The sequence below is a fragment of the Streptomyces sp. NBC_00038 genome (assembly GCF_026343635.1).
Lineage (GTDB): Bacteria > Actinomycetota > Actinomycetes > Streptomycetales > Streptomycetaceae > Streptomyces.
In genome coordinates, this window is record NZ_JAPELQ010000001.1 from 3,372,669 (window position 1) to 3,398,477 (window position 25,809).

Sequence of the window (25,809 nt, forward strand, 5' to 3'; positions counted from 1 at the left end):
CGTGCGGCGAGCACGGAAGGCGCCGACAGTGTGGCCAACCACCGTCTGTTGAATTCGAAGGCTCTGCGGTCCGTCCGGTGGAGGACTTCGAAGCGGTCTATGCCTGATCTGTGGTTGTGGGGTCCGGGCGGGCGGTGTCATCTCCCCCTTGTGGTGGAGGTTCCGCCTGGGGTTGCGTGGCGTTCATGACCGCTGTCGCAGCGTCGTCCGGCAGCAGGTTGTCGATGATGGACCGGAAGGCGTCGTCGCCGATGAGGGCCCTCTGTTGGCCGAGCCAGTAAAGGGCGGTGCCGGGCGGACTTCCGATCTCCAGCTGAAGCGTCAGCGCCTGCAGCGTGTAAGGCACGCCTTCTGCCGGGCGCTGTTGCGCAGTACGGAGTACGCCTAGCTGACCGTAGCTGGTGGCGATGCCGGAGCGGTCGCCCAGCTCCTCCTTGATGGTGAGGGAGGCCCGGTAGTGTTCCTCGGCCTGCTCGTAGTCCCCCCGCAGTTGCGCGATCCTGCCCAGCTGACCGTAGCTGCTGGCGATGCCGGAGCGGTTGCCCAGCTCCTCCTCGATGGCCAGGGAGGCCCGGTAGTGTTCCTCGGCCTGCTCGTAGTCCTCCCGCTCCTGCGCGATCCTGCCCAGCTGGTGGTAGCTGGTGGCGATGCCGGAGCGGTTGCCCAGCTCCTCCAGGATGGCGAGGGAGGCCCGGTAGTGTTCCTCGGCCTGCTCGTAGTCCCCCCGCACCTGCGCGATCCTGCCCAGCTGGTGGTAGCTGCCGGGGATGCCGGAGCGGTTGCCCAGCTCCTCCAGGATGGCGAGGGAGGCCCGGTAGCGTTTCTCGGCCTGCTGGTAGTCCCCTCGCTCCTGCGCGATGATGCCCAGCTGGTGGTAGCTGCTGGCGATGCCGGAGCGGTTGCCCAGCTCCTCCAGGATGGCGAGGGAGGCCCGGTAGCGTTTCTCGGCCTGCTGGTAGTCCCCTCGCTCCTGCGCGATGATGCCCAGCTGGTGGTAGCTGCTGGCGATGCCGGAGCGGTTGCCCAGCTCCTCCTTGATGGCGAGGGAGGCCCGGTAGCGTTTCTCGGCCTGCTGGTAGTCCCCCCGCAGCTGCGCGATCATGCCCAGCTGGTGGACGTAGGCGGCGGCAGGACTGGAGCGTGCGGGGACCCAGGTGAGGGTCTCCTCAATCAGGCGTTGTTCCCAGTCCCAGGCTCCCCAGGTGTGCAGCTGGGAGCACACATGCTGCGTGACAGCATCGGCTTGGTCGAGGTCGCCAGCCTGGTGATGATGATGGCGTACCTCGATGAGCTGAGTGATGTCGTCGACAGGAGGCTGGGGCCGTACGTTGACGCACCATTGCCAGTACGCGGCGGCCCGCCGATGTGCGGCTTCCAGAGTGTCGGGACGGGCGCGCTGCCGGAGCGCGTCGGCGGTCCAGTGGTGCACCGTCAAACCGCTGGGCCGACTGCCCGGCTCGTCCTGGGGCGCGGGGGCCGGGGAGACCAGCCCCAGTTCCAGCAGCCGTTTCAAAGCGTTCCCAGCCTGGCCGTCCAAGTCGACCGGGGGCCGCTGGAGCTCCTCCCGGATGCTTTCGTATTCGGTGATTGTTTCGGGTGTCAGGCCGTAGTTGTTGTCCGGTCCTGCTCCGGCCGCACGGGCCTGGGTGATGCGCGTGTTCATTGTTTTGAGGCGCTGCAACAGGGCGGGGTCGGGCTGGGGGGGTGCGGTGAGCTGTGACAGCTGCCAGGCGGCACCTGTGCGGTCGACTGGGGTGCGGTAGGCGGCCAGGCCGTCGAGCAGTTGGCGCGCCCCGGGTACGTTGTCGAGCTGGTCGAGCAGGGTGTCGAGAAGGATGTCGTCCACGGCGAGGGTGACGGTCTCGGCCAGCGCCGTGTCCAGGTCGCCCTCCACGTTTGCCAGCCAGCGCTCGGGATCATGGATGCCGCGAGTCTCCAGCGCGGCTTCCATGCGGTCGGCGATGTCGGGGAAACGGGCCTGTCCGCCGCGCAGCAGGGCGTCGAGGTACTCCAGGGCCCGTGGGTGGCCTCCGACGTCGGTGTACGCGCGGGTCTGGTCGGCTGGACTGAGGGCGTCCAGGCCGGGCAGTCGCCAGATGAGTTTGCGGGTCTCCGCCAGCGACAGGGGTCCCAGGTGATGAGCGGTGAGCCGAACGTGGGCGCGCTGGGGGAGGCTGAAGGGGTAGCGGCTGGTCACCAGCAGCCGTGTGCGGGGGCTCGCCGCCGTCCACGCGGCCAGCAGATCCGCCAGTGCCGGGTCGGACGGCTGTCGGCCGTCGCCGGACGTCGTGCGGGTGAGGAGGTCTTCGGCGTTGTCCACGATCATCAGTACCGGGAGCCGTGGCAGCACGATCTGACGGACCAGCTCCCAGCGGTCCCGCCAGGGTGAGCGGGCGTCGGTCAGCGCCACCGCTACCCGCCGCAACGGGTCAGTTTCCGGCAGGTCCGCGGCCAGGCAGTATGCGTTCAGGCGCTGCCGCAGTGTCTCCAGGACGGCGTCGACGGTACGGGTCGTGGTGGCCGAAACCGGCACGATCAGCCGGTTCCGGATGCCGTAGTGGTGCAAGAGCTCGGCGGCCAGCGTGGACTTGCCGACTCCGCCGATTCCGTGCACCAGCACCCCGGCCCGCCCGGGATCCCGCAGGGCGGACAGCAGTCTGCGCAGCTCGGTGCGGCGGCCGACGAACTCGCCGACCTTGCGGACCACCATCCCCTCGTCCAGCACCACCTCCGGCGCGACCGACACCCGACCGGCACCGTGGGTGCGGTCGAACAGCGGCAGCGGCGGCCCTGCCAGGAACAGCGCCGGAGTTGCCCACTCCGGCCACGCAGCGCGTGGGGTATTGTCCGGCAGCTGCCGACGCCGGGCCTCCAGGGTGCGGCGGGCGTGGGAGAGCGCGGTCAGCGGGTCGGGGTGCTCGGCCCTTGCCAGCGCCTCGTAGGTTTCCGCGGCCAGCTCGGTGGCGTAGTGGTCCGTGACGGCTTCGGTCATCGCCAGCACCGCCGGCACCCCGCGCGCGAGCAACTCGCGCGCCAGACCGGCCCGGGCCCGCCCCTCCGGACTGACATCAGCATGACCGGAGCCGTCGGCGCTCGCGTCCGAGCCCCCCTCCTCACCCGAGTCCCCTTCCTCGCCCGGGGGCCGCTCGTGCGAATCGCGGGACGCGGGGGTGCGGGCGGTGGAGCAGCCGGCCAGCACCACAAATGGAACGCCCCGATCAGTGGGCAGGCCCTCTGCCATGAACCGCCGCGCATCGACCTCGTCCGCCTGGCCCCGCTCGTCCTCCAGCAGCAGAATCCCCGGCTTGGCGTGACAGGACAGGTGCAGTACGTGGAAGCGCTCCTGCTCCAGGGCCGCGTGAATCTCGGCCAGGCTGCCCCAGTTCAGCACCCGCACATATGCGTCGTGCCCAGACCGCGCCGGGTCGACCGCGTCCAGGATGCGGCCCAGCTCCCTTTCGTAGTCCAGCAGTTCACCCCCATCGGCCTCCGGGCTCGCCACCACCGCCAGAATCCGCAACGGACCGGCCAGCTGCACCGCGACGGGAGGACTCTCCCGCCGCACCTTGCGGTACAACTCCACATGCTCCGACAGCACCAACGGCTGCCCCGCGCCCGGAACAACCAGCGTCTCCCACGGCAGATCCACCCACCGCGGATCATCGACCGTCAACCCGATCCGTAACGATGCGTGACGCGTCTGCGCCAGCCCCTCCTCCTTCGCCAGCGCCGCCGCCACCTCACCGCACACGAAGCTCTCGCCCAACACCGCACCGACACCAACCAGCGCCCCCGCCGCCCCTCCCGGAGCAGTTGCTTCCTCCAGAGCTAGCTGACGCCGCGTGGCCAGGCCGCCAACAGCCCGTGCACGCGCGCGCTGCAACATCCACAGATGCTGCTCAAGGCTCCGGTCCACACCACGCGGCGGACAGGACGTTTCGGAGCCCGCGGTGGAGAACGTGACCGATCCCGTGCCGACCCGCAATTCCGCGTACGCCGGTCCGGCCGGCCGATAGACCACCTCGTCGGGCACCACCAGCGCCCCGCCCGGCGCCGGGCGCTCCGCCGTCGGCAATCCCCGTACGGCCCGGTCCAGTTGCCGCACCAGGCTCTCGTACTGCGATGGAGAAGCCACCTGACGGAAGTCGAAGTACAGCCGCGAAGCAATGAAGGGCGGCACCTCCACCTCGCCCCACAGGACCGGGATCACCCGTTGCTGTCCAGCTACGGAGTTCGCCACGGCGGACGCGAACTCCTCACCGCACCATCCCGACTCCGTCCAGTGCCGACTGACGACGGTCACCACAGTGCGGGACCTCGCCAGGCCGTCCTGCAACCGCGATGCCACCGGCTGACCACCGACCAGCTCCCACTGATCCAGCCACACATGAAGGCCGAGCCGCTCCAGGTTCTCCGCCAAGGCCTTCGCCCACGGCTCATCCTCATGCGCATACGACACGAACGCGTCGAATCGCCCGGCCTCAGTCACACCGCACCCCCGAACACAGCAACCCTGAGCCACTGCCCCTCAAGCTGGCCAAACCCTAGGGCACCCGATAGACCCCTACGCCGGTAATGACTCAATTGCCCATGCCCACCACCAGCCCGCGGCACCCTCGCCCCGGCAGGTTCGTTGTCCGAACCTGCTGCGAAGGCCCAACCGGCTCTGCGCTTCGGTTGATCGTCCCCTGATGTCCGGCGCCGACCGTCGCTGTTCACGCTGTTGGTGTCAGCCGCTGGTGTCAGCCGCCAAATGCCATCTCTGCATGGCGCGACAGTTGGGCTGGAGCTACTCGGGTGCGCTCACAGCCACAGGGTCGCCGAAATTCTTGAGCGTCACGACGTTGTGCGCCGAGCTGCCGGACACCTCAAGCCACTGCTCGAAGCGCACGACTCGGCCGGAATCGTTGACCCATACGTCACAGGCGAACTCCTCGGTACCCGTGGCGCGCATCTTGTCGTACAGCCGACGGTCCACTGATCGGATCTGGTCCTGGGTGAGCTTGCCGGAAAGTCGGTATGCCGGGGTTCCGTCCATCTCCTCTGGACCTTTTTGGGCCTTCGGCCCGAGGTCCAAGAGCAGCTGTGCGTAAGGGCTGTAGTCAGCTACGCCCGCGCTTGAGGAGTCCAGTCCTGTGCGCTGCCACCCCCCAACTGCTCCGTCGTCATCAAGTGTTCGCGTGTAGGTGGCGTCCTCCAGCAGGATCGTCTCCGCGTTGAACGCTTGGTCCTCCGGGACGCTGTCGGAGGACGTCATGGTCAGTTTGCCCGTAGGTGCTGATCCGTTGAAGTTCATCCGGCCGGCCATCACGACCGTCAGCGTGGAGCCCGTATAGGTCTCCGTCGCGATCTCAGCCGAGTAAGGCGCTGGATCGGCGTTCTTGAGCGCGGCCTCGACTTCGAATGAACCATCGGACTCCGGCGTGGCCGATGCTCCGCTCTTCGACGTCGATGCGGGTGCCTTCCCCTCATCCCCGGCGCCACAGCCGGCGAGCAGGACGACGGACGCGATGGCGGCCGCCACGGTGGCCAAGTGGCGCATGGCAGGGGACCTCCTCAAGCGTGGCCGACAGATCGCCGAGTCTGTCATGGGCACAGCGAAAGCACTCCACAGCGGTCAGATCTGCGCCCCAACAGCCCCTGAGGCCACGCCGATTCACACCGGCGCCACCGCAACCACCACCCCCCGCTCCGCCGCAGGCGACACCGCCGCCGACACCCGTACCGCCGCCGAGCGGGCCACGCGCCCGGCCCGTGAAGCCGTTCCGAGGAGGAGCGGCTGGAGGTGTTCCAGGCCGGAGACCAGGAACTCCTCGGTGGCGATGAGGAGGGGGCGGGCCGCCTTCGTTGCGGTCGCGGCGGCCTCCGTGAGGTCGGCCAAGGGGGGTAGGGAGGCGCGTACGACCCCCGCCCCCACCGCGGCGGCCCGTTCCGCGAGGGCCACCTGGAGCGGGAGGAGTGGGGCCAGTGCGGCCGTCAACGCGTCGGCGATGCGGCGGAGTTCGGGGGACGTTTCGCGCAGGACGTCTGCGGCGGCCCGGATCACCGGAGTCAGGGCGAGGAGTACGCCTGCGGTGATCCCGGCTGCGGCGGGCAGCAACGGTGAGCCGGCGTCGACCAGTTCGGCCAGCGCGTCGGCCGCCTCCTCCACCGCGGGCGCCACCGCGTCGAGGACCGGCAGCAGGCTGTCGCCGAGCGCGGAGAGGAGCACCTGCGCGGGTTCGCTCACGGGGTGCGCCGCCAGCGGTGCCCCGCTGGTGCCGAGGCGGGTCAGGGTGTCCACGATGCGGTAGAAGGCCTCCTGCGCCTGTGGGGACGCGCTCGCCTCGGCCAGTTCGGCCGTGGTCTCGCGCAGGACGCGCAGCGCCTCCGCGCCCGCCCCGTCCCGGGGGTCGAAGGTGTTGACGGCGATTCTGGTGATGTTCCCCGCCGTGTCGAGGAGTTGGCCGGTGATGTCGGTCGTGCTGCGTGCCATGCGCAGCACGTCCTCCCTGCTGGGGAGCGACGGAATCGGGGACATGGAGGGGGCCTCCTCGTTGCGCGCGTACCGCTCGGCCGTCGCACTCAGGATGCCCTCTCCGACCCACCGGGCATGCGCCATCCGGGGCATCCGTGACGGCCCGCATGACGACGCACGTGACGGCAACGCCCTCTTGTTGCGGGAGAGTCGAACGGGTACACCTCGCCGTACCGACCCGACTCGACCCTGAACCGATCTCAGGAATCCTCATGAATCCTCAGGAGGTACGACGCGTGCGCCTACCGAGACCCGTTCTGACCGCGACCGTCATCACCATGGCTACCGGCTCGCTCCTGCTCACCCCGCAGAGCGCCACCGCGGACCGTAAACCGCCTGTCCGGGAAGGTTCCGCGCAGGAGAACGGCCAGGGCAGCGCCGCGCGGAACTCCGCGAGCGCCGCCCTCAACGCCCTCGCCGCCCCCGTCACCGGCCTCTCCGCCTCCACCGCCGGCTATCCGCGTGAGCAGGTCCTCACCCCGGACCCGGAGAACCCCGCCGACAAGTCCATCAAGCTCGGCCTCACCCCGTACCACGCGATCGCCCCGAAGCTCAACGCCCTTCAGGAGCTTGGCAATCGCGTGAGTGTGGAGGTCGCGGGCGAGTCGGCCGGCGGCCACCGGCTGTACCTCGTCACCGTCACCGCGCCCGAGTCCAGCCGTGAGACGCGTGCCCAGGACCGGATGCGCGAGCTCTTCGAGAACGCTCCGCAGGCGGCGGCCAAGGACCCGGCCGTGAAGAAGACGTACAAGACGCCCGTCTTCTTCAACAACAACATCCACGGCAACGAATGGGAGGGCACGGACGCCGCCCTCGGGCTCATCGAGCAGCTCGCGACGGCCAAGGACACCAAGACCGCCGACCTCCTCGCCCACAGCCGCCTGTACTTCAACATCACCGCGAACCCGGACGGCCGTATCGCGGGCACCCGCGCCAACGCCAACGGCTTCGACCTGAACCGGGACTTCATCACCGCCTCGCAGCCCGAGGCGCGCGCGATGCGCCAGATCGGCATCGACAAGCAGCCCGCGGTCATGGTCGACCTGCACGGCTACGTCAACGGCACGCTGATCGAGCCGACGACCCCGCCGCACGGCGAGAACTACGAGTACGACCTCTTCCTCAAGAACACCTACGCCAACGCGCTGGGCATGGAGGCCGCCGTCAACGGCCTCGGCTACACGCCCGCCGATGACGGCGTGGAGCCCGCGCAGATCCCCTTCCGCGACCAGGAGGAGGGCTGGGACGACTGGCCGCCGATCTTCACGCCGCAGTACGCGGCGTTCCACGGCACGGTCGCCGCGCACACCGTCGAGATCCCGATGCAGGTGAACAACGCCGCCTACGATTCGCTGCCGGTCGCCGAGCTGAAGCGCCGCTCCGCGATCAACGTGGACGTCGCGGGCGCGGCCATGCGCGCGACCCTCAACTTCGCGCAGAAGAACCGGACTTCGCTCATCGCCGACCAGATCGAGGTCTTCCGGCGCGGCGTGACCGGAGCCGCACAGGTGCCGGTCTCCGCCGAGACGGTCCCCGGCGTCCCGGGCATCGGCCCCGAGGACGTCTACACGACCGAGTTCCCGCGCGCGTACGTCATCCCGGCAGGCGCCACGCAGCGCTCCGCGACGGCCGCCGCCCGCCTGGTCGACCACCTTCTCGCCAACGACGTCCGCGTCAGCCGCGCGACCGACGGCTTCCGGCTCGCGGGACGGTCGTACGCGAAGGGTTCGTACGTCGTCGACCTGCGCCAGGCCAAACGCGGGATGGCCAATGTGATGCTGGCGGACGGGACGGACATCAGCGACAAGGTGTCGGTCATGTACGACATCTCGGGCTGGAGTCTGGGCCGGCTGTGGGGAGCGACGGTCACGCCGATACGGAGCGGCAGCCTGTCGGCCGTCCCGCTGCGCGCGGTCGGCGCGGCCACGGACGTCGGGTACGTCTCCCCGCGCGGTGATCTGCGGCTCCGGCTCGACGATCCGCAGGAGATCGCGGCCCTCAACTCCCTTCTGAAGCAGGGGGTTCCGGTACGGCAGGCCGCGGACGGCAGCGCGATCGTGCCGGGGTCGGCGCGGGCGAAGGCCGTCGCCCTCGCCCGTGAGTACGACGTCGCCTTCGACGCGACGAAGGCGACCGGCGGCACTCCCCTGCGCCTCACGCGGGTCGCCGCCGCCGTGACCCCGGGCGAGCTGTTCGCGCTGCGCGAGATGAACTTCGACGTGGTCCCGGTGTCGACGGCCGTCCTCAACGCGGGCTTCGACTGGTCCGGCGCGGATGTGCTGTTCGCCTCGTCGGGGCTCAACCACGCAGGCCTCAACGCGGCCGCACGCGCCGCTCTCGGCGCCTTCCTCGACACCCATGGCCTGGTGGGGCGCGGAGCCACCGGCGTGGCCCTCAACGCCGCCACAGGGCTGCTCGCCGTGCAGCCTGTGGCGGGTGACGGGGACGCCAACGGCGTTGTACGGGTGGTGAATTCGGGCGCGCTCACCACAGGCGCCCCGGACCACAGCTTCGTCTACGCCCCGCTCTGGTTCACCGATCTCGGTCCCGGGGTCCGCGTGGAGCAGTCGTACGCGGCGGGCAATCCGCTGGTCTCCGGGCACTGGCGCCCGCTGGCCGACGGCACGGCAGGGCCCACGGCGGCCGGGGGCCGGGCCTCCGTCGTGAGCGGCCCGGACGCGGTCCTGTTCGGCACGGAGCCGCTCTTCCGCGACCATCCGAAGGGTGAATTCCCGCAGGTGGCACGGGCGTTGCTGACACTCGCCCGGTAGCAGGGTCGCTACGACAGAGGCGGCACCCCACGTCCTTGGGGTGCCGCCTCCGCCATGTGCAACGACTGCCGTCAGACGAGCGTCACGGTGATGTTGCCGCGAGTCGCCTTCGAGTACGGGCAGACCTGGTGGGCCTTCTCGAGCAGCGCCGTGGCCGTCGCCGTATCCACGTTCGGGATGGCGGCGGAGATCTCGACGATGAGCCCGAACCCGTCCTCGTTCTTGCCTATGCCGACCTTCGCGGTGACGGTCGAGCCGGAGATGTCGGCCTTCTCCTGCCGGGCGACGACGCCGAGGGCGCCCTGGAAGCAGGCGCTGTACCCGGCGGCGAACAGCTGCTCCGGGTTGGTACCGGCGCCGCTGCCGCCCATCTCCTTGGGCGGATTGACGACGACGTCGACCTTGCCGTCATCGGTGGCTACTCGGCCGTCGCGGCCGTTCTCGGCGGTGGCGACGGCGGTGTACAGGACGTCGGTCTGCTGGATGGACATACGGTGCGTTCCTCCTTGGTCCGCCGCGACTCGCGCCCGCGATCGCGACGACTTCGGAAAGAAGTTACCGTATGCCGGAAGTCCAGCGACAGGCCCCTGGGCCGCCTTCGGATCTCAGACCTTGACGATCATCTTTCCGGTGTTGTCGCCGCGCAGGACCCCGAGGAACGCCTCCAGGTTGTTCTCGATGCCCTCGACGACCGTCTCGCGGTACTTGAGCGCGCCCGAGGCGACCCAGGGGCCGACCTCCTGGACGAACTGCGCCTGCATGTCGTAGTGGTCGCCGACGAGGAAGCCCTCGATGCGGCCGCGGGTCTGGATCAGGCGGGCGAGGTTCTTCGGGCCGGGGACGGGCTCGGTGCTGTTGTAGACGGAGATCGCGCCGCAGATGGCGATGCGGCCGTCCCGGTTGAGCCGGCCGATGGCCGCCTCCAGGTGGTCACCGCCGACGTTGTCGAAGTAGACGTCGACGCCGTCGGGGGCGGCCTCGCGCAGCTGCTCGCCCACCGGGCCGTTCTTGTAGTTGAAGGCGGCGTCGAAGCCGTACTCCTCGACGAGCAGCTTGACCTTCTCGTCGGAGCCGGCGGACCCGATGACCCTCGACGCACCCTTGAGCTTGGCGATCTGGCCGACCTGGCTGCCGACCGCGCCGGCGGCGCCCGACACGAACACCGAGTCGCCCTCCTTGAACGAGGCGGTGCGCAGGAGACCCGCGTACGCGGTGAGGCCGGTCATGCCGAGGACGCCGAGGTACGTGCTCAGCGGCGCGGCCTCCGGGTCCACCTTGACGGCCTGCTTGGCGTCCACCACGGCGAACTCGCGCCAGCCGAAGAAGTGCAGCACGTGGTCGCCGACCTCGATGCCCTCGGCGCCCGAGGCGACGACCTCGCCGACCGCGCCGCCCTGCATGACCTTGCCCAGCTCGAAGGGGGCGACGTACGACTTGGCGGCGCTCATGCGGCCGCGCATGTACGGGTCCACGGAGAGGTACTTGTTCCGTACGAGTACCTGGCCCTCACCCGGCTGCTTGACCTCGGCCTCGACCAGGGCGAAGTCCTCCGGCTTCGGGACCCCGACCGGGCGGCTGACCAGGTGCCATTCTCGGCTGAGGGCGGGGAGCTGGGGGGTGTCGGTCATGAGGGGCGCCTTTCCTGCGGGGTGCGGGGTGCTGTCTGCGGCTCTGGTGGGTCAAATACTTCAGTACCTGAAACAACCATGCTCCTGAATATTTCATGATGTCAAGTAACGAGGTAGCCTGGAGCGCATGGCCACGCAGAAGACACCCCGAATCGACCCCCTGACGCTGGAGGTCGTCGACCTCATCGGCACGGTGGTGGCGCGGTATCACGAGGAGTACGAGGACGCTGCCGCCGAGCATGCCCTCACGGGGGCGCAGGCGCGACTGCTGAGCCTGCTGTCGCTGGAGCCGCTGCCGATGCGGCGGCTCGCGCAGCAGCTGAAGTGTGAGCCGTCGAATGTCACCGGGATCGTGGATCGGCTGGAGGCGCGGGGGCTGGTGGAGCGGCGGCCGGATCCTACGGATCGCCGGGTGAAGCTGGCCGCGTGCACGGAGGAGGGGCGGCGGGTTGCCCGGGGGCTGCGGGATTCGCTCCGCTTTGCTCGGGAGCCGTTGGCGGGGCTGTCCCGGGAGGAGCGGGTTTCCCTGCGGGGGCTGCTGCAGCGGATGCTCGCCACGTAGGGGCTGGGGTGGGGTTTTTCGCCCCCTCCGCCCCTACCCGTCCCTTGTTCCTGGGGCTCCGCCCCAGACCCCGCTCCTCAAACGCCGGAGGGGCTGAAAATCTTTAGCGGGGGTCTGGGGGCGGCAGCCCCCAGGAACGGGACGGGAAGGGGCGGAGGGGGCGAAACAAACCCCTACGTGCACCACCACAAGAACTGGCTGCAAGTCTCCGAAGGTGACGGGTCCGCGGTCGGGTCCGCCGAGGTCGGGTCGGACGTCGGGGCCTGGGACGTCGCGGCGGGGCGGGACGGCTTCGGGGTCGAGGTCGTGGCCTCCGGGGCCGTGGCGGACGCGGACTCCTCGTCCGTCGCGGAGGCGGAGGGCGACGCTGAGGCGGACGGAGAGGCCGACTCGGAGGCGGACGGGGAGGCGGAGGCGCCGGTGGAGCCCTCCGTGTCGTCGATCGGCACGGCGGTCTGGGCCGGAGTGGCACCCCCGTCGGCGGACTCGCCCGCCGTGGCGGCCTGCGGAGTGGACCCGGGCCCCTCTATGCCGAGCTCGGCAAGGCTCAGCCCGCCCGCGGCGAGCAGCAGCCCCGCCCCGGCTATCAGCGCCCCGCGCCGACGCCGCCGGTGCGCGGCGGCCTTCCGGTCCCGCCGGCTGCCCCCGCCCGCGGCGGACTCACGCCGCCGTCCGCGCCCACGCCCGCTGGGACGCGCGTCGTCGTCGTCCTCGTACGAGTCCTCGACGTCGTCCGCTTCCGGGCGCGATTCGACCGCGTCCGCATGCTCGCGAACTTTTTCGACTGGTGTGCCGCACCCCGGGCATGCGAGAGCGCCATTGAGGTGCCTGCGGCACGGGTGGCAGTAGTCCATGACGCCGGAAGACTAGATTCCCCACAGGTAACGTTCATAGTCACAGCTGTGAAGGTTGTGTAGTGAACCACCCGTTCCGGTATGCCGAGTTGAGGACAGCCCCGACCATTCCCCGCCATCCCGCACCCATCGCGTCGAAACCGTTATGTGTTCGACCCATTGACACCTCCGGGACGGAATCCTTACTGTCACGCCAGCATTTCGAACGTGTGACGAAATTTCGAACAGAGCCGAAGAGCACAGGGGGCAACTGCCGTGCGCATCACGGGAATCAGCACACACGTGGTCGGGACACCCTGGCGGAACCTGACCTACGTCCAGGTGCACACCGACGAAGGTGTCACCGGGGTCGGTGAGACCCGCATGCTGGGCCACACCGACGCGCTGATCGGGTATCTGCGGGAGGCTCAGGCCAACCACATTCTCGGTTCCGACCCGTTCGCTGTCGAGGACCTCGTCCGGCGGATGAAGTACGGCGACTACGGGCGGGCCGGCGAGATCGTCATGTCCGGTATCGCCGTCATCGAGATGGCCTGCTGGGACATCAAGGGCAAGGCGCTCGGCGTGCCCGTCTGGCAGCTGCTCGGCGGCAAGGTCACCGACAAGGTCAAGGCGTACGCCAACGGCTGGTACACGACCGAGCGGACCCCCGAGGCCTACCACAAGGCCGCGCAGGAGGTCGTCGCACGCGGGTACAAGGCCCTCAAGATCGACCCCTTCGGGACCGGACAGTTCGAGCTCGACCACGAGCAGAGCCTGTACGCCGTCTCCCTCATCGAGGCCGTGCGCGACGCGATCGGGCCCGAGACCGAGCTGATGCTGGAGATGCACGGCCGGTTCTCCCCCGCCACCGCCATCCGTCTCGCCCACGAGCTCGCGCCCTTCAAGCCCGCCTGGCTGGAGGAGCCGGTCCCGCCGGAGAACCTCAAGGCCCTGGAGAAGGTCGCGGCCAAGGTGGACATCCCGGTCGCCACCGGTGAGCGCATCCACGACCGCATCGAGTTCCGCGAGCTCTTCGAGAGCCAGGCGGCGGACATCATCCAGCCGGACGTCGGCCACATCGGCGGCATCTGGGAGACCAGGAAGCTCGCCGCCACCGCCGAGGCCCACTACGTCCTCGTCGCGCCGCACAACGTCGGCGGCCCGGTCCTGACCGCCGCCTCCCTCCAAGTCGGCTTCACGTCCCCGAACTTCAAGATCCTCGAGCACTTCAACGACTTCGCGGACGCGGACATCAAGAAGGTCGTGAAGGGCGCCCCGCAGGTCGTCGACGGCTACTTCGAGCTGTCCCACGAGCCCGGTCTCGGTGTCGAGCTGGACGTCGACGCGGCGGCCGAGTTCCCGCAGCAGCAGGCCAGGTTCGACCTGTGGGCGGACGGCTGGGAGCAGCGCAAGCCGAAGGGGGCGCAGTGAGTACCGCTGTCGTCGTCGAGGCGCCGGGCGAGCACCGGCTGACCCGTCATGAGCCCAGGCAGCCGGAGGCCGGCGAGGCGCTCGTGCGCGTGCACGCGGTCGGTATCTGCGGCAGCGACCGCGAGGTCTACCAGGGCAACAGGCCCGAGGGGTACGTCCGTTACCCCCTCACTCCCGGCCACGAGTGGTCGGGAACGGTGGAGGCCGTCGGCGCCGGGGTGCCCGCGGCTCTCGTCGGGCGGAAGGTCGTCGGTGAGGGTTTCCGCAACTGCCAGGTCTGCGACCGCTGCCACGCGGGCGAGACCACGCTGTGCACGGCGGGGTACGAGGAGACCGGCTTCACCCAGCCGGGCGCGATGGCCGCCACGCTCACCCTCCCCGCCCGCCTTCTCCATGTCCTCCCGGACGACGCCGACTTGACGGCGGCGGCCCTGCTCGAACCTGCCGCCTGCATCGCGGCCGCCGCGCTCAAGGCGAACGCCGTTCCCGGTGAGCGGGTCGCGGTCGTGGGCACGGGGACGCTCGGGATGTTCGCCGTGCAGTTCCTCAAGGCGGGCTCGCCCGCCGAGCTGCTGGTCGTCGGCACCCGCCCCGACCGTGCGGCGCTGTCAAGGGACTTCGGCGCCACCGACTTCCGTACCCGGGACCAGGAACTGCCCGACGATTTCGACGTGGTCATCGAGACCGCCGGGTCCGCGTCCGCCGCGCGCACCGCCGCCTCCCTGCTCAGGCGCGGCGGACGCCTGGTCCTCACGGGTATCCCGGCGCCGGGTGCCGAGGGTCTCGACCCCACCGATCTCGTCGTACGGCAGCTGGAGGTGCACACCGTGTTCGGGGCGCCGCCGGATGCCTGGGCGCACACGGTGCGGGTGTTCGGGGCCGGGCTGCTGAACCCGTTGCCGCTGGTCACGCACGAGCTGCCGCTCGCCGAGTTCCCGCAGGCCATCGAGCTGGTGGGGTCCGGCGATCCCAAGGTCGGAAAGGTCCTTCTGCGTCCATGAACCAGGTCGTCCTCCGCCCATGAACCGGGTCCTTCGGCGCCCCTAGCAGTACGCCGGTACGGGGTGCCTGACCACTCCGTACCGGCGTACACCCACCGACACGAACCGCGTTCGAAATACCGAACGCACCAGTCAACGAACGCGAAGGACAGCTTGTGACCGACGCCCCGCCAACGGCAGCCCGTCGACCCGGTGAGCAGGCGCTCGCCGCGCTCGGCCTGGGCGCGCCCGCCCTCGATCCCGCCGACGCCTCGCCGCACACCTTCCCGGGAGGCGGCCGCTGGCGCACCGAGGTCCCCTCCGTGGAGGGGCCCGAGGCGCTTGCCGTGGTTCTCAAGGAGTCCTCGCGGCTCGATGTGCCGATCCACCGGATCAGTCAGGGCAGCGGCGTCTGGATGCTGACCGACTCCGAGATCACCGAGATGGTCGAGGCGACCGACGAACACGACATCGAGCTCTGCCTGTTCACCGGGCCGCGCGGCACCTGGGACATCGGCGGCTCGGTGCGCACCGACTCGCGCGGCGGCGGGCTGCGCGCCCGCGGCCACGACGCGGTCGCCGGATGCGTCGAAGACGCCGTCCGGGCAACGGAGTTGGGCGTCAAGTGCCTGCTCGTCGCCGACGAGGGTGTCCTGTGGACGCTGCACCGGGCGCGGGTGGCCGGGATCATCCCGGCCGACACCACCCTCAAACTCTCGGCGCTGGTGGGTCCCGTCAACCCGGCCTCGTACGCCGTGTACGAGCATCTCGGCGCGGACTCCCTCAATGTGCCGAGTGATCTGACGCTCGATCACCTCACCGAGATCCGGCGGGTTTCAGCCGCCCCCATGGACATGTACATCGAGGCCCCCGACGACCTCGGCGGGTACGTGCGGATGTACGAGGTCGCCGAGCTGATCCGGCGCGGCGCACCGATCTATCTGAAGTTCGGCCTGTCCAAGGCACCCGGGATCTACCCCTACGGGCACCATCTGCGGGATCTGACCCTCAACACGGCCCGGGAACGAGTGCGGCGCGGCCGGCTCGCCCTGGACCTGCTCGCGCGGCACGGAGCGGACGGCGACATGGCGCCGCTCGGTTCACGGCTGCCGGGTGGCTTGAAGCGGTTCGAAACGCCCTCATAACGTTCCGGGCCAACCGCTTCACAAAAGACGACGCAGCCGCACACAATCCCACACACCTCTCCTCGGTCTTCTCTCGCACCGCCCTTCGGAGCGTCCCCGCATCGCGAGACCGAGTCTGGTCCCACGACATCAAGGATGATGATCATGCGAAACCGCAGAGCAGCACTCGCCGCCATAGCCGGAGCCGCCTCCCTCGCGCTCACCCTCACCGCCTGCGGTCAGGACAGCGAGGGCGGCAGTGACGCGGCCTCGGACAGTGCCAAGGGCGGCACCATCGGCATCGCGATGCCGACCAAGTCCTCCGAGCGCTGGATCGCGGACGGCAACAACGTGGTCAAGGACCTGGAGTCCAAGGGCTACAAGACCCAGCTGGTCTACGGCGAGGACGACCCGGACCAGCAGGTCTCCCAGATCGAGAACCTGATCACGCAGGGCGTGAAGGCCCTGATCATCGCGGCCATCGACAACAAGTCGATGAACAACGTGCTCCAGCAGGCCGCCGACGCCAAGATCCCCGTGATCTCGTACGACCGCCTCATCCTCGGCACCAAGAACGTCGACTACTACGCGTCGTTCGACAACGAGAAGGTCGGCGAGCTCCAGGGCAACTACATCCTGGAGAAGCTCGGCCTGGCGGACGGCAGCAAGAAGGGGCCGTTCAACATCGAGCTGTTCGCGGGCTCGAACGACGACAACAACACGAAGTACTTCTTCCAGGGCGCGATGAACGTCCTGCAGCCGTACATCGACAAGAAGCAGCTCGTCGTCCAGTCGGGCCAGACCAACCTGACCCAGGTCACCACGCTGCGCTGGGACGGCGGCACCGCGCAGAAGCGCATGGACGACATCCTGACCGCGGCCTACAAGACCGAGCGGGTCGACGCGGTGCTCTCGCCGTACGACGGCATCTCCATCGGCATCCTCTCCTCGCTGAAGTCGGACGACTACGGCTCCGCGAGCAAGCCGCTGCCGATCGTCACCGGCCAGGACGCCGAGGTCGCCTCGGTGAAGTCGATCATCGCGGACGAGCAGTCGATGACCGTCTACAAGGACACCCGCGAACTCGCCAAGGTGGCCTCGAACATGGTCGACGCGGCGCTCACCGGCAAGACGCCGGAGACCAACGACACCAAGACCTACGACAACGGCTCGAAGGTCGTGCCCGCGTACCTGCTGGTGCCGGTGAGCGTGGACAAGGCCAACTACCAGAAGGTCGTCGTCGACTCGGGCTACATCAAGGAAAGCGACCTCAAGTAACCGCCGCACTCTAGGGATTGGAAGGCACGACCATGGCGGGACCCGTCCTGGAAATGCGCTCGATCGTCAAGACCTTTCCCGGCGTCAAGGCGCTGTCGGACGTCACACTGACCGTCCGTCAGGGCGAGGTCCATGCCATCTGCGGGGAGAACGGCGCCGGCAAGTCGACCTTGATGAAGGTCCTCTCCGGCGTCCACCCGCACGGGAGTTACGAGGGGGACATCCTCTTCGAGGGTGAGGCCTGCGAGTTCAAGGACATCAGGGCCAGTGAGCACCACGGCATCGTGATCATCCACCAGGAACTGGCCCTGGTGCCGTACATGTCCATCGCGGAGAACATCTTCCTCGGCAACGAGCAGGCCAGCGGTGGCGTCATCAGCTGGAACGAGACGCTGAAGCACGCGACCCGGCTGATGCGCCGGGTCGGTCTCGAGGACCATCCGCAGACCCGGGTGGCCGACATCGGCGTCGGCAAGCAGCAGCTCGTGGAGATCGCGAAGGCCTTGTCGAAGGAGGTGAAGCTGCTCGTCCTGGACGAGCCGACGGCCGCGCTGAACGACGAGGACAGCGGCAAACTCATCGACCTGATCCTGGAGTTGAAGGAACAGGGCATCACCTCCATCATCATCTCGCACAAGCTCAACGAGATCCGGAAGGTCGCCGACTCGGTGACGATCCTCCGGGACGGCCGGACCATCGAGACCCTCGACGTGAAGGCCGCGGAGACCACCGAGGAGCGGATCATCAACGGGATGATCGGCCGGGACCTCGACCACCGCTTCCCCGAGCGCACCGCGCACGACGCGGTGGCGGGCGCGGCACCGGCCCTGGAGATCCGCAACTGGACCGTCCACCACCCGATCGACCAGCAGCGCAAGGTTGTTGACGATGTGTCAATAAATGTGCGGCGCGGGGAGATCGTCGGTATCGCGGGCCTGATGGGCGCCGGCCGCACCGAACTCGCGATGAGCGTCTTCGGGCGGACGTACGGCCGGTACGCGGGCGGCACGGTCCTCAAGGACGGCGAGGAGATCCGTACGAAGACCGTCTCCCAGGCGGTCAAGCACGGCATCGCGTACGTCACGGAGGACCGCAAGCACTACGGGCTCAACCTCGACGACACCGTCGGCCGCAACATCTCGCTCAGCGCGCTGAACAAGGTGTCCAAGCGGGGCGTCGTCGACGGCCACGAGGAACGCAAGGTCGCCGAGAGCTTCCGCAAGTCCATGAACATCAAGGCGCCCAACGTCTTCGAGCGGGTGGGCAGGCTGTCCGGCGGCAACCAGCAGAAGGTCGTCCTCAGCAAGTGGATCTTCACGGGTCCGGACGTGCTGATCATGGACGAACCGACGCGCGGCATCGACGTCGGCGCCAAGTTCGAGATCTACACGGTCATCGACAAGCTGGCCGCCGAGGGCAAGGCGGTCGTTTTCATCTCCTCCGAGCTGCCGGAACTGCTCGGCATGTGCGACCGCATCTACACCATGGCCGCAGGGCGGCTGACAGGTGAGTTCTCGCGGGCGGAGGCCTCGCAGGAATCCCTGATGCGTCAGATGACGAAGGACAAAGAGGTAACGCGATGAGCACGGATCTGACCGCCAAGACGCCGGCCCCCGCGCCGCCGGGGAAGAGCGGATCGGCCGCCTCCGACGGCCTGTTGCGGCTACTGCTGGACGGCATGCGCCGCAACATGCGCCAGTACGGCATGCTGATAGCCCTCGGCGTGATCGTGGCCCTGTTCGCGGTGTGGACCGACGGCGACCTCCTGCTGCCGCGCAACGTCTCCAACCTGGTGCTGCAGAACAGCTACATCCTGATCCTGGCGATCGGCATGATGATCGTCATCATCGCGGGCCACATCGACCTGTCGGTCGGCTCGATCACCGCGTTCATCGGCGGTGTGGCAGCGGTACTGATGGTCAGGAACGATGTGCCCTGGCCGCTCGCGGTGCTGCTGTGCCTGGCCATGGGTGCCGCCGCGGGCGCGGCGCAAGGGTTCCTGATCGCCTATGCCGGTATGCCGTCGTTCATCGTGACCCTCGCAGGCATGCTGATCTTCCGCGGTCTGACCGAGGTCTTCCTCGAGGGCCAGACACTCGGCCCGTTCCCGGAGGGCCTGCAGAAGACCGCCAACGGCTTCCTGCCCGAGATCGGACCGGACACCAACTACCACAACCTCACATTGCTGCTCGGTTTCGCACTGGTCGGCGTGGTGATCCTCCAGGAGGTACGCGACCGCAAGCGGCAGTCGGAGTACTCGCTCGAGGTGCTGCCGGCCAAGCTGTTCGCGGTGAAGTTGGCAGCGCTCACCGCGGCCGTCCTGACCTTCACCATGCTCCTGGCCAGCTACAAGGGCGCCCCCGTCGTCCTGCTCATCCTGGGCGTGCTCCTCGTCGGCTTCGGCTACGTCATGCGCAACGGAGTCATCGGCCGCCACGTGTACGCCATCGGCGGCAACCTCCCCGCGGCCAAGCTGTCGGGCGTGAAGGACAAGAAGGTCACCTTCCTGGTCTTCCTGAACATGGGCATGCTCGCGGCCCTGGCGGGTCTGGTCTTCGCGGCCCGCTTCAACGCGGCCTCGCCCAAGGCGGGCCTGAACTTCGAACTCGAAGCGATCGCCGCCTCGTTCATCGGCGGCGCGTCGATGAGCGGCGGCGTGGGCACAGTCCTCGGCGCGATCATCGGTGGTCTCGTCCTGGGCGTGCTGAACAACGGCATGAACCTCGTCGGCATCGGCACCGACTGGCAGCAGGTCATCAAGGGCCTGGTACTGCTGGCGGCGGTCGGCTTCGACGTGTGGAACAAGCGCAAGGTCGGTTCGTAAGTCAGCTGGGCCCCGCCGGAAGGCGGGGCCCCCTCCATCTGCAGGAGCCGCACATGGAACTGAACAGACGTACGGTCATCGCTGGAGCCGCAGCAGCAGGAATGGCCGCCACCGCACTCGGCGGCACGGCCCACGCCACGGGAGGCAGGACGCCGGTGAAGTCGCTCTTCGGCAAGCTCGCCGACGGCACCAAGATCTACAGCTGGTCACTGGCCAACGGCGGGACGAAGCTCAAGGTCCTCTCGTACGGCGGGATCGTGCAGTCCCTGGAGATCCCCGACCGGCACGGCAAGTACAAGAACGTGTCGCTCGGCTTCGACAACATCGAGGACTACGTCGCCAAGACCCCGTACTTCGGCGCGCTGATCGGCCGCTACGGGAACCGCATAGCCAAGGGGCAGTTCAGCCTCGACGGCAAGAGCTACCAGCTCTCCGTCAACGACGGGGTCAACAGCCTGCACGGCGGCATCAAGGGCTTCGACAAGCACGTCTGGGACATCGAGCCCTTCACCAAGGGCACGGACGTCGGCCTGTACCTATACTACACGAGCGTCGACGGCGAGATGGGCTACCCCGGCACGCTCAAGACGAAGGTGACGTACACCCTCACCAAGCACGGCGACTGGCGCGTCGACTACGAGGCCACCACCGACAAGGCGACCGTCGTCAACCTCACCAGCCACGTCTACTGGAACCTGGCCGGCGAGGGCAGCGGCTCGATCTACGACCACGAGCTGAAGATCGCCGCCGCCCGCTACACACCCGTCGACTCGGGGCTGATCCCCACCGGCGAGCTGGCCAAGGTCGCGGGCACCCCCTTCGACTTCCGGCGCACGAAGACGGTCGGCGAGGACATCCGGGTCGCCAACCAGCAGCTGCTGTACGGCAAGGGCATCGACCACAACTGGGCCCTGGACAAGGGGATCACGGCCAAGCCGGAGCACGTCGCGACGCTGCGCGACCCCTCCTCCGGCCGTACCCTGAAGATCGCCACCACCGAGCCCGGCCTGCAGTTCTACTCCGGCAACTTCCTGGACGGCACGCTGGTCGGCCCCGGCGGGAGCATCTACCGGCAGGGCGACGCGCTGTGCCTGGAGACCCAGCACTTCCCGGACTCTCCGAACCAGGCGTCGTTCCCGTCGACCGTGCTGAGGCAGGGCCAGACGTACCGGACGACGACGGTGCACACGTTCGGCAACTGAGGGCACAGTGGGCCCTGAGGGGTTTCCGGCCGCTTCGGTTGCCTGAGATCACTAACTCTTACGAAATTCACACGAGTTGAACAGCGCCCCCTCCGTATCCGTATCTTTGGGTGGCCCGCGCTCCCCCGCGCGGGCCACCCAAAGCCGGAGGGCCCGTCCTCCCCAGCGGGCCCGCCCCCTACGGAGGTTCCATGGCCGACAACGTCACCTCGCTGTTCCGCGGCACGGCGGCGCACAGCCCCTCGATGGCAGCGCTTACCCGTGAGAGCGGCGAAGGGGCCGGCCCGGTCGACTTCTGCATCCCGTGCAACCCGTACTTCCCGACGCCCGCCATGTTCGACGACCTGGCGGGCCGGCTCCGCGAGATCATCACGTACTACCCGAGCAGCGCCGACACCATCACGGGCGAGCTCTGCAACCTCCTCCAACTCCCGCCGCAGTGCGTCGCGATGGGCAACGGCTCGACCGAACTCATCACCTGGATCGACCACCTGCTGGTCCGGGAGTCCCTCGCGATACCCGTCCCCACCTTCGGCCGCTGGACCGACCAGCCGATGGAGACCGGCAAGCGGGTCGACATGTTCCCGCTGCAGGAGTCCAGCGGCTTCGCCCTGGACCTCGCCAAGTACGCGGAGTTCATCCGCGCCCGCGGCACCCGGGTCGCGGTCATCTGCAACCCGAACAACCCCGACGGCGGCTTCATACCCCGCCAGTCGCTCGTCCAGTTCATGGACGCGATGGCGGACCTGGACCTCATCGTGATCGACGAGTCGTTCCTGGAGTTCGCCGACGCGGAGCACGAGCCGAGTGTCGTCGAGGACGCCGTGATGCGCCCCAACGTCGTCGTGCTGCGCAGCCTCGGCAAGAACTTCGGTCTGCACGGCATCCGCTTCGGCTACATGGTCGCCAACCCTTCGCTGGCCGGCCGGGTCCGCTCGATGCTGCCCAAGTGGAACCTCAACTCCTTCGCGGAGACCGTGGTGTTCATGCTGAAGAACCACGGCCAGGAGTACATGCAGAGCCTGCATATGGTCCGCCGCGACCGGCTCGACATGGCCCAGCAGCTCGCCCATCTGCCCGGCCTGACGGTCTATCCGTCGCAGGGCAACTTCCTCTTCGTACGCCTCCCCGTGGGCGCCGAAGGCACCGTGGTCCGGGACCGGCTGCTCACCGAGCACCGCATCCTGGTCCGCGAGTGCGGCAACAAGATCGGCTCCTCCAGCCGCTTCCTGAGACTCGTGGTGCGCCCCCAGGTGGACGTGCGTCGCCTGGTGTCCGGCCTGGAACAGGTGCTCTACGGGACCAGGAGGGGAGCCGCCGTACCCGAGATGGGCACAGGGACCAGCTACAGCTCGGGTACGGCGGCGGTGGACCGCTTGATCGGCGCCACGAACGGGGCCGGCATGCAGGGGCTGGCGGCGCAGGCCCAGGCGATGCCGAGCATCCAGAACGCACAGACCGGCGCCTGGCCGGGGCCCGCCCCCGCGCAGACCCCCGGGGTCATGCCGGGCCTGGCCCCCGTCGCGGCACCGGCCGCCATGCTGCCGCCTCAGCAGCCCGCCCCGATGCCCGGGTACGCCCCGGTCCCGGCCGCCGGACTGCCCGCCTACACCCAGACCGGCATGCCCGGCATGGCCGCGGCCGTACAGGCCCCCGCCCCCGCCCCCCAGCCGGGCACACAGGGCGGCGCCCACCCCAGCGGCCTCACCGCCGCCCAGGTCCGCGGCCGGACCCAGCCCGAACCGCAGCAGCAGTCGCCGCAGCAGGCCATGGGCGGCTGGCCGGCTGCGGGGGCCATGTACACCCAGGCCGGCTAGCCAGGCGGGGGGAGGGACGCAGCCCCTCCCCCCGCCGCCTGACTCCGGGTCAGTACCCTCCAGGTCGGCACCTACGGGGTCAGTACGCGACCGGCCAACCGCTGCTCCAGTTCAGCAGGTTGATCCCGAGCTTGGGCGTCCCGTTGTCGTTGCCGTCGTAGTAGTGGTGGACGATCAGGTCGTCGTCCGCGTCGGCCAGGACGGACGGGCCGCCGGGCTTGGTGGTGAACGCGTCGCCGGCCGGCGCTGAAGACGATGCGGTTGGCGGACGTCCGGTGGCTCAGGCCGCCACCGGTGGCGTACAGCAGGTACTGACCCGACGAGGTACGGACGATTGGTCGCCATTTCGAACCATGGCCTGCACTTCGAACGGTTTCAGCCCGGAAACGTAGAATCGAAGCGCTTGCGCGTCAACGTCCGTCGCGCACCCAACTCCCTTCACCCGTCTGTGATTTCAGGCCACATGCGTCACATCCCCGGAACCGGAACGCAACCGCCACGGCCCTGTGCACCGCCTAATGTCCGGCCTACGATCGACGCGCTTCGTCTACGCGCGTCAACGGCCGAACAGAGGTGGCGACCATGCACCGCAGAGCCCGGACCATGGTGACGACGGCGGCCGCGCTGGCCCTCCTGGCGGGCGCGAGCGGCTGCGGCGGCAGCGCGGGGACGGAGTCGGGGGCCACCACCCTCACCGTCATCGCGACCAACTACGGCGACAGCGTCCACAAGAACTCGCAGGGCTACTGGGACCGGGTGGCACTCGACTTCGAGGCCGCCAACCCGGACATCCATGTGGAGGCGAAGGTGTACCCGGCCGACACCGTCGACGCGAAGGTCGCCGAGCTGGTGAAACAGGGCAGGGCGCCGGACGTCGTGCAGACCGGCAGCTACGCCGAGTACGCGTCAGAGGGCCTGCTCTACTCGGCCGACGAACTGCTCTCCATCGCGGTCCAGGGCAGTTTCGCCCCGAGCCTCACCGAGGCGGGACAGGTGCAACGCACCCAGTACGGCCTGCCGTTCACCGCGAGCACCCGGCTGCTGTACTACAACAAGGACCTGTTCGCCCGGGCGGACCTCGAACCGCCCACCACCTGGGACGAACTCGTCGCCGCAGCAGAGGTGTTGAAGGCCTGGGGCGTGAAGTACCCGATCGCGGTGCCGCTGGGCCCCGAGGAGGCGGAGGCGGAGACGCTGACGTGGCTGCTGGCCGGGGACGGCGGTTACACCCAGGGCGGCACCTACACCCTCACCTCCGACGCCAACGTGTCGACCCTGGAGTGGCTCAAGTCGGACCTCGTCGGCGCGGGGCTCACCGGCCCTGTCCAGCCGGGCGAGCTGAACCGCACCGAGGCCCTGGACGCGTTCGTCGACGGTGAGGCCGCGATGGTCAACGCCCCGCTCTCCCTGATCCGGCAGATCGAGGACTCGTCGCTGAGCGTGCCCTACGGCACGATTCCGCTGCCGAGCCGCACCGGGCAGACCGAGCCGACCATGGGCACCGCGGACTGGACCATCGCCTTCAAGCAGGCCGGACACCGCGAGCAGACCGGCCGGTTCCTCGACTTCCTGTACAGCGACGAGTACGTCACCCAGCAGGCCTCCGAGTACCAGCTGCTCCCCGTCACCGCGTCCGTCAGTGCCGCCATGCGCGCGGACACCCGCTACCGCAGCCTCTGGAACGGCCTGGACACGCTGGAGAACATGGATCTCTATCCGCTCTCCGAGACCAACTGGTCGGAGGTCTCGGCGGCGATCAGGACGCAGGTCGGCGCGGCGGTCGCGCCGGCGGGCGATCCGGAGGCGGTCCTGACGTCGATCGCGAAGGCGGCACGCTGAGCGGCGCCATTATGGCGCCGCACCCTTCCCCTTCGTTCAACATTCCATCAACTCCCTTGGCTCACTCTGAACTTGACGGTGCATCACTTTGCCGAACACACAGCCCGTCGACAGCTTCCGTCCCTACGGTGACGCGTTCATGACAGACACTTCGGAAGCAACCCCACTCGGGCGCCGCACGGTGCTGATCGCCACGGGCGCGACGGTCGCAACGCTGGCCGTGGCCGCCGGGGCCCCTGAAGCCCCCACAGCCGACACCGCGGCCACGGCTCCGGCCGCCGCGGCGGCCGTCTGCACCCTCACCAAGGAGATGACGGAAGGCCCCTACTACCTGGACGGCGCCTACGTACGCGCCGACATCAGCGAGGACAAGACGGGATTCCCCCTTGAACTCACCCTCACCGTCGTCGACGACGACACCTGCGCACCGCTGAACAAGGCGCTCGTCGAGCTCTGGCACTGCGACCACCTCGGCGAGTACTCCGGATTCGTCGGCGGCAACGGCCACAACGAGCCCGACAACGGCACGTTCCTGCGCGGCGGCGTCCTGACGGGCACCAACGGCGTAGCGAAGATCACGAGCATCTACCCCGGCTGGTACCGAGGCCGCTGCGTCCACATCCACGTAAAGGTGCACACCGGAGTCACCCTCACCTCCGACGGCTCGTTCACCGGCGGCCAGGAACTCCACACCGGCCAGCTCTTCTTCAACGAGACGACCACCGCGTCGGTAGGAACCCTCTCCCCCTACTCGGCCAACACGGTCACCCGCACCACCCTCGCGCAGGACAGCATCTACGACGACGGAGGCGCCGCGTCCGGCCTCCTCACCCTGACCCCCCTGGGCACCTCCCCCTCCGCCGGCTACACCGGCACCCTGACCCTCGGAATCGAATCAACCTGACCCGAACCCCCCACCCCGACAGCTAGGTAATTGGCAGATTCGTCCCAGCGGCAGACCGCACGACCAGGCCTTTTCCCGCCCGCGGCTGGGATGAAT

18 protein-coding genes and 1 pseudogene are annotated in these 25,809 nt (G+C 68.9%); 12 read left to right on the plus strand and 7 right to left on the minus strand.

Annotated elements, in window-relative coordinates; all coding sequences use genetic code 11:
* Positions 1-97: 97 nt before the first annotated feature.
* From OG219_RS15460 to OG219_RS15470, 3 genes are all read right to left on the minus strand, one after another.
* Positions 98-4,489, minus strand: a complete 4,392-nt coding sequence (locus OG219_RS15460) for a tetratricopeptide repeat protein (protein ID WP_266826912.1) — start codon at positions 4,487-4,489, stop codon at positions 98-100.
* A 300-nt stretch (positions 4,490-4,789) separates the two neighbouring features.
* Positions 4,790-5,542, minus strand: a complete 753-nt coding sequence (locus tag OG219_RS15465; protein WP_266826913.1) for a hypothetical protein — start codon at positions 5,540-5,542, stop codon at positions 4,790-4,792.
* 114 nt (positions 5,543-5,656) lie between these two features.
* Entirely contained in the window at positions 5,657-6,601 is a 945-nt protein-coding gene (locus tag OG219_RS15470; RefSeq protein WP_266826914.1) for a hypothetical protein, read from the minus strand.
* Positions 6,602-6,795: 194 nt separating this feature from the next.
* Here OG219_RS15470 and OG219_RS15475 point away from each other — a divergent pair, with 194 nt between their 5' ends.
* Entirely contained in the window at positions 6,796-9,288 is a 2,493-nt protein-coding gene (locus OG219_RS15475; protein WP_266836101.1) for a M14 family zinc carboxypeptidase, read from the plus strand.
* A 71-nt stretch (positions 9,289-9,359) separates the two neighbouring features.
* Here OG219_RS15475 and OG219_RS15480 read toward each other — a convergent pair whose 3' ends face one another.
* Both OG219_RS15480 and OG219_RS15485 read right to left on the minus strand, forming a co-directional pair.
* Positions 9,360-9,779 (minus strand): organic hydroperoxide resistance protein, encoded by a 420-nt coding sequence (locus OG219_RS15480; RefSeq protein ID WP_266826915.1) that lies wholly within the window; start codon positions 9,777-9,779, stop codon positions 9,360-9,362.
* Positions 9,780-9,893: 114 nt separating this feature from the next.
* Positions 9,894-10,916: an NADP-dependent oxidoreductase gene (locus OG219_RS15485; protein ID WP_266826916.1), complete on the minus strand. Its 1,023-nt coding sequence runs from the start codon at positions 10,914-10,916 to the stop codon at positions 9,894-9,896.
* A 127-nt stretch (positions 10,917-11,043) separates the two neighbouring features.
* Here OG219_RS15485 and OG219_RS15490 point away from each other — a divergent pair, with 127 nt between their 5' ends.
* Positions 11,044-11,478 (plus strand): MarR family winged helix-turn-helix transcriptional regulator, encoded by a 435-nt coding sequence (locus OG219_RS15490; RefSeq protein ID WP_266826917.1) that lies wholly within the window; start codon positions 11,044-11,046, stop codon positions 11,476-11,478.
* A 173-nt stretch (positions 11,479-11,651) separates the two neighbouring features.
* On the opposite strand, the gene OG219_RS15495 is transcribed toward OG219_RS15490, so the two are convergent.
* Positions 11,652-12,332, minus strand: a complete 681-nt coding sequence (locus OG219_RS15495; protein WP_266826918.1) for a hypothetical protein — start codon at positions 12,330-12,332, stop codon at positions 11,652-11,654.
* Positions 12,333-12,587: 255 nt separating this feature from the next.
* Here OG219_RS15495 and OG219_RS15500 point away from each other — a divergent pair, with 255 nt between their 5' ends.
* The 8 genes from OG219_RS15500 (at position 12,588) to OG219_RS15535 (ending at position 22,970) form a co-directional block, all read left to right on the plus strand.
* Complete coding sequence (locus tag OG219_RS15500; protein WP_266826919.1) at positions 12,588-13,745, plus strand: mandelate racemase/muconate lactonizing enzyme family protein; 1,158 nt, start codon at positions 12,588-12,590, stop codon at positions 13,743-13,745.
* Entirely contained in the window at positions 13,742-14,746 is a 1,005-nt protein-coding gene (locus tag OG219_RS15505; protein WP_266826920.1) for a zinc-binding dehydrogenase, read from the plus strand. Before OG219_RS15500 ends, OG219_RS15505 begins: the two co-directional genes overlap by 4 nt.
* Positions 14,747-14,901: 155 nt before the next feature.
* The gene (locus OG219_RS15510; protein WP_266826921.1) at positions 14,902-15,870 is read left to right on the plus strand and encodes a hypothetical protein; all 969 of its coding nucleotides are present in this window, start codon (positions 14,902-14,904) and stop codon (positions 15,868-15,870) included.
* Between the two features lie 144 nt (positions 15,871-16,014).
* Positions 16,015-17,127 (plus strand): multiple monosaccharide ABC transporter substrate-binding protein, encoded by a 1,113-nt coding sequence (gene chvE, locus OG219_RS15515; protein WP_353962406.1) that lies wholly within the window; start codon positions 16,015-16,017, stop codon positions 17,125-17,127.
* Between the two features lie 32 nt (positions 17,128-17,159).
* A complete protein-coding gene (gene mmsA / locus OG219_RS15520) occupies positions 17,160-18,710 on the plus strand; it encodes a multiple monosaccharide ABC transporter ATP-binding protein (RefSeq protein ID WP_266826923.1) in 1,551 nt (516 codons plus the stop codon).
* Positions 18,707-19,951 (plus strand): multiple monosaccharide ABC transporter permease, encoded by a 1,245-nt coding sequence (gene mmsB / locus OG219_RS15525; protein ID WP_266826924.1) that lies wholly within the window; start codon positions 18,707-18,709, stop codon positions 19,949-19,951. The genes mmsA and mmsB overlap by 4 nt, the downstream gene beginning before the upstream one ends.
* 53 nt (positions 19,952-20,004) lie before the next feature.
* Positions 20,005-21,153 carry an aldose epimerase family protein gene (locus OG219_RS15530; protein ID WP_266826925.1) on the plus strand — a complete coding sequence of 383 codons (1,149 nt, stop codon included), beginning with the start codon at positions 20,005-20,007 and terminating at the stop codon, positions 21,151-21,153.
* Positions 21,154-21,344: 191 nt separating this feature from the next.
* On the plus strand, positions 21,345-22,970 hold the full coding sequence (locus OG219_RS15535) for an aminotransferase class I/II-fold pyridoxal phosphate-dependent enzyme (RefSeq protein WP_266826926.1): 1,626 nt from the start codon (positions 21,345-21,347) through the stop codon (positions 22,968-22,970).
* A 79-nt stretch (positions 22,971-23,049) separates the two neighbouring features.
* Here the strand turns inward: OG219_RS15535 and OG219_RS15540 are convergent.
* Positions 23,050-23,187 (minus strand): annotated as a pseudogene (locus OG219_RS15540) (arabinan endo-1,5-alpha-L-arabinosidase); the annotation flags it as partial.
* A gap of 365 nt (positions 23,188-23,552) precedes the next feature.
* On the opposite strand from OG219_RS15540, the gene OG219_RS15545 reads away from it, so the two are divergent.
* Together OG219_RS15545 and OG219_RS15550 are read left to right on the plus strand one after the other, a co-directional pair.
* Positions 23,553-24,809, plus strand: a complete 1,257-nt coding sequence (locus OG219_RS15545; RefSeq protein WP_266826928.1) for an extracellular solute-binding protein — start codon at positions 23,553-23,555, stop codon at positions 24,807-24,809.
* A 139-nt stretch (positions 24,810-24,948) separates the two neighbouring features.
* Positions 24,949-25,713, plus strand: a complete 765-nt coding sequence (locus tag OG219_RS15550; protein WP_266826930.1) for an intradiol ring-cleavage dioxygenase — start codon at positions 24,949-24,951, stop codon at positions 25,711-25,713.
* Positions 25,714-25,809 lie beyond the last annotated feature (96 nt).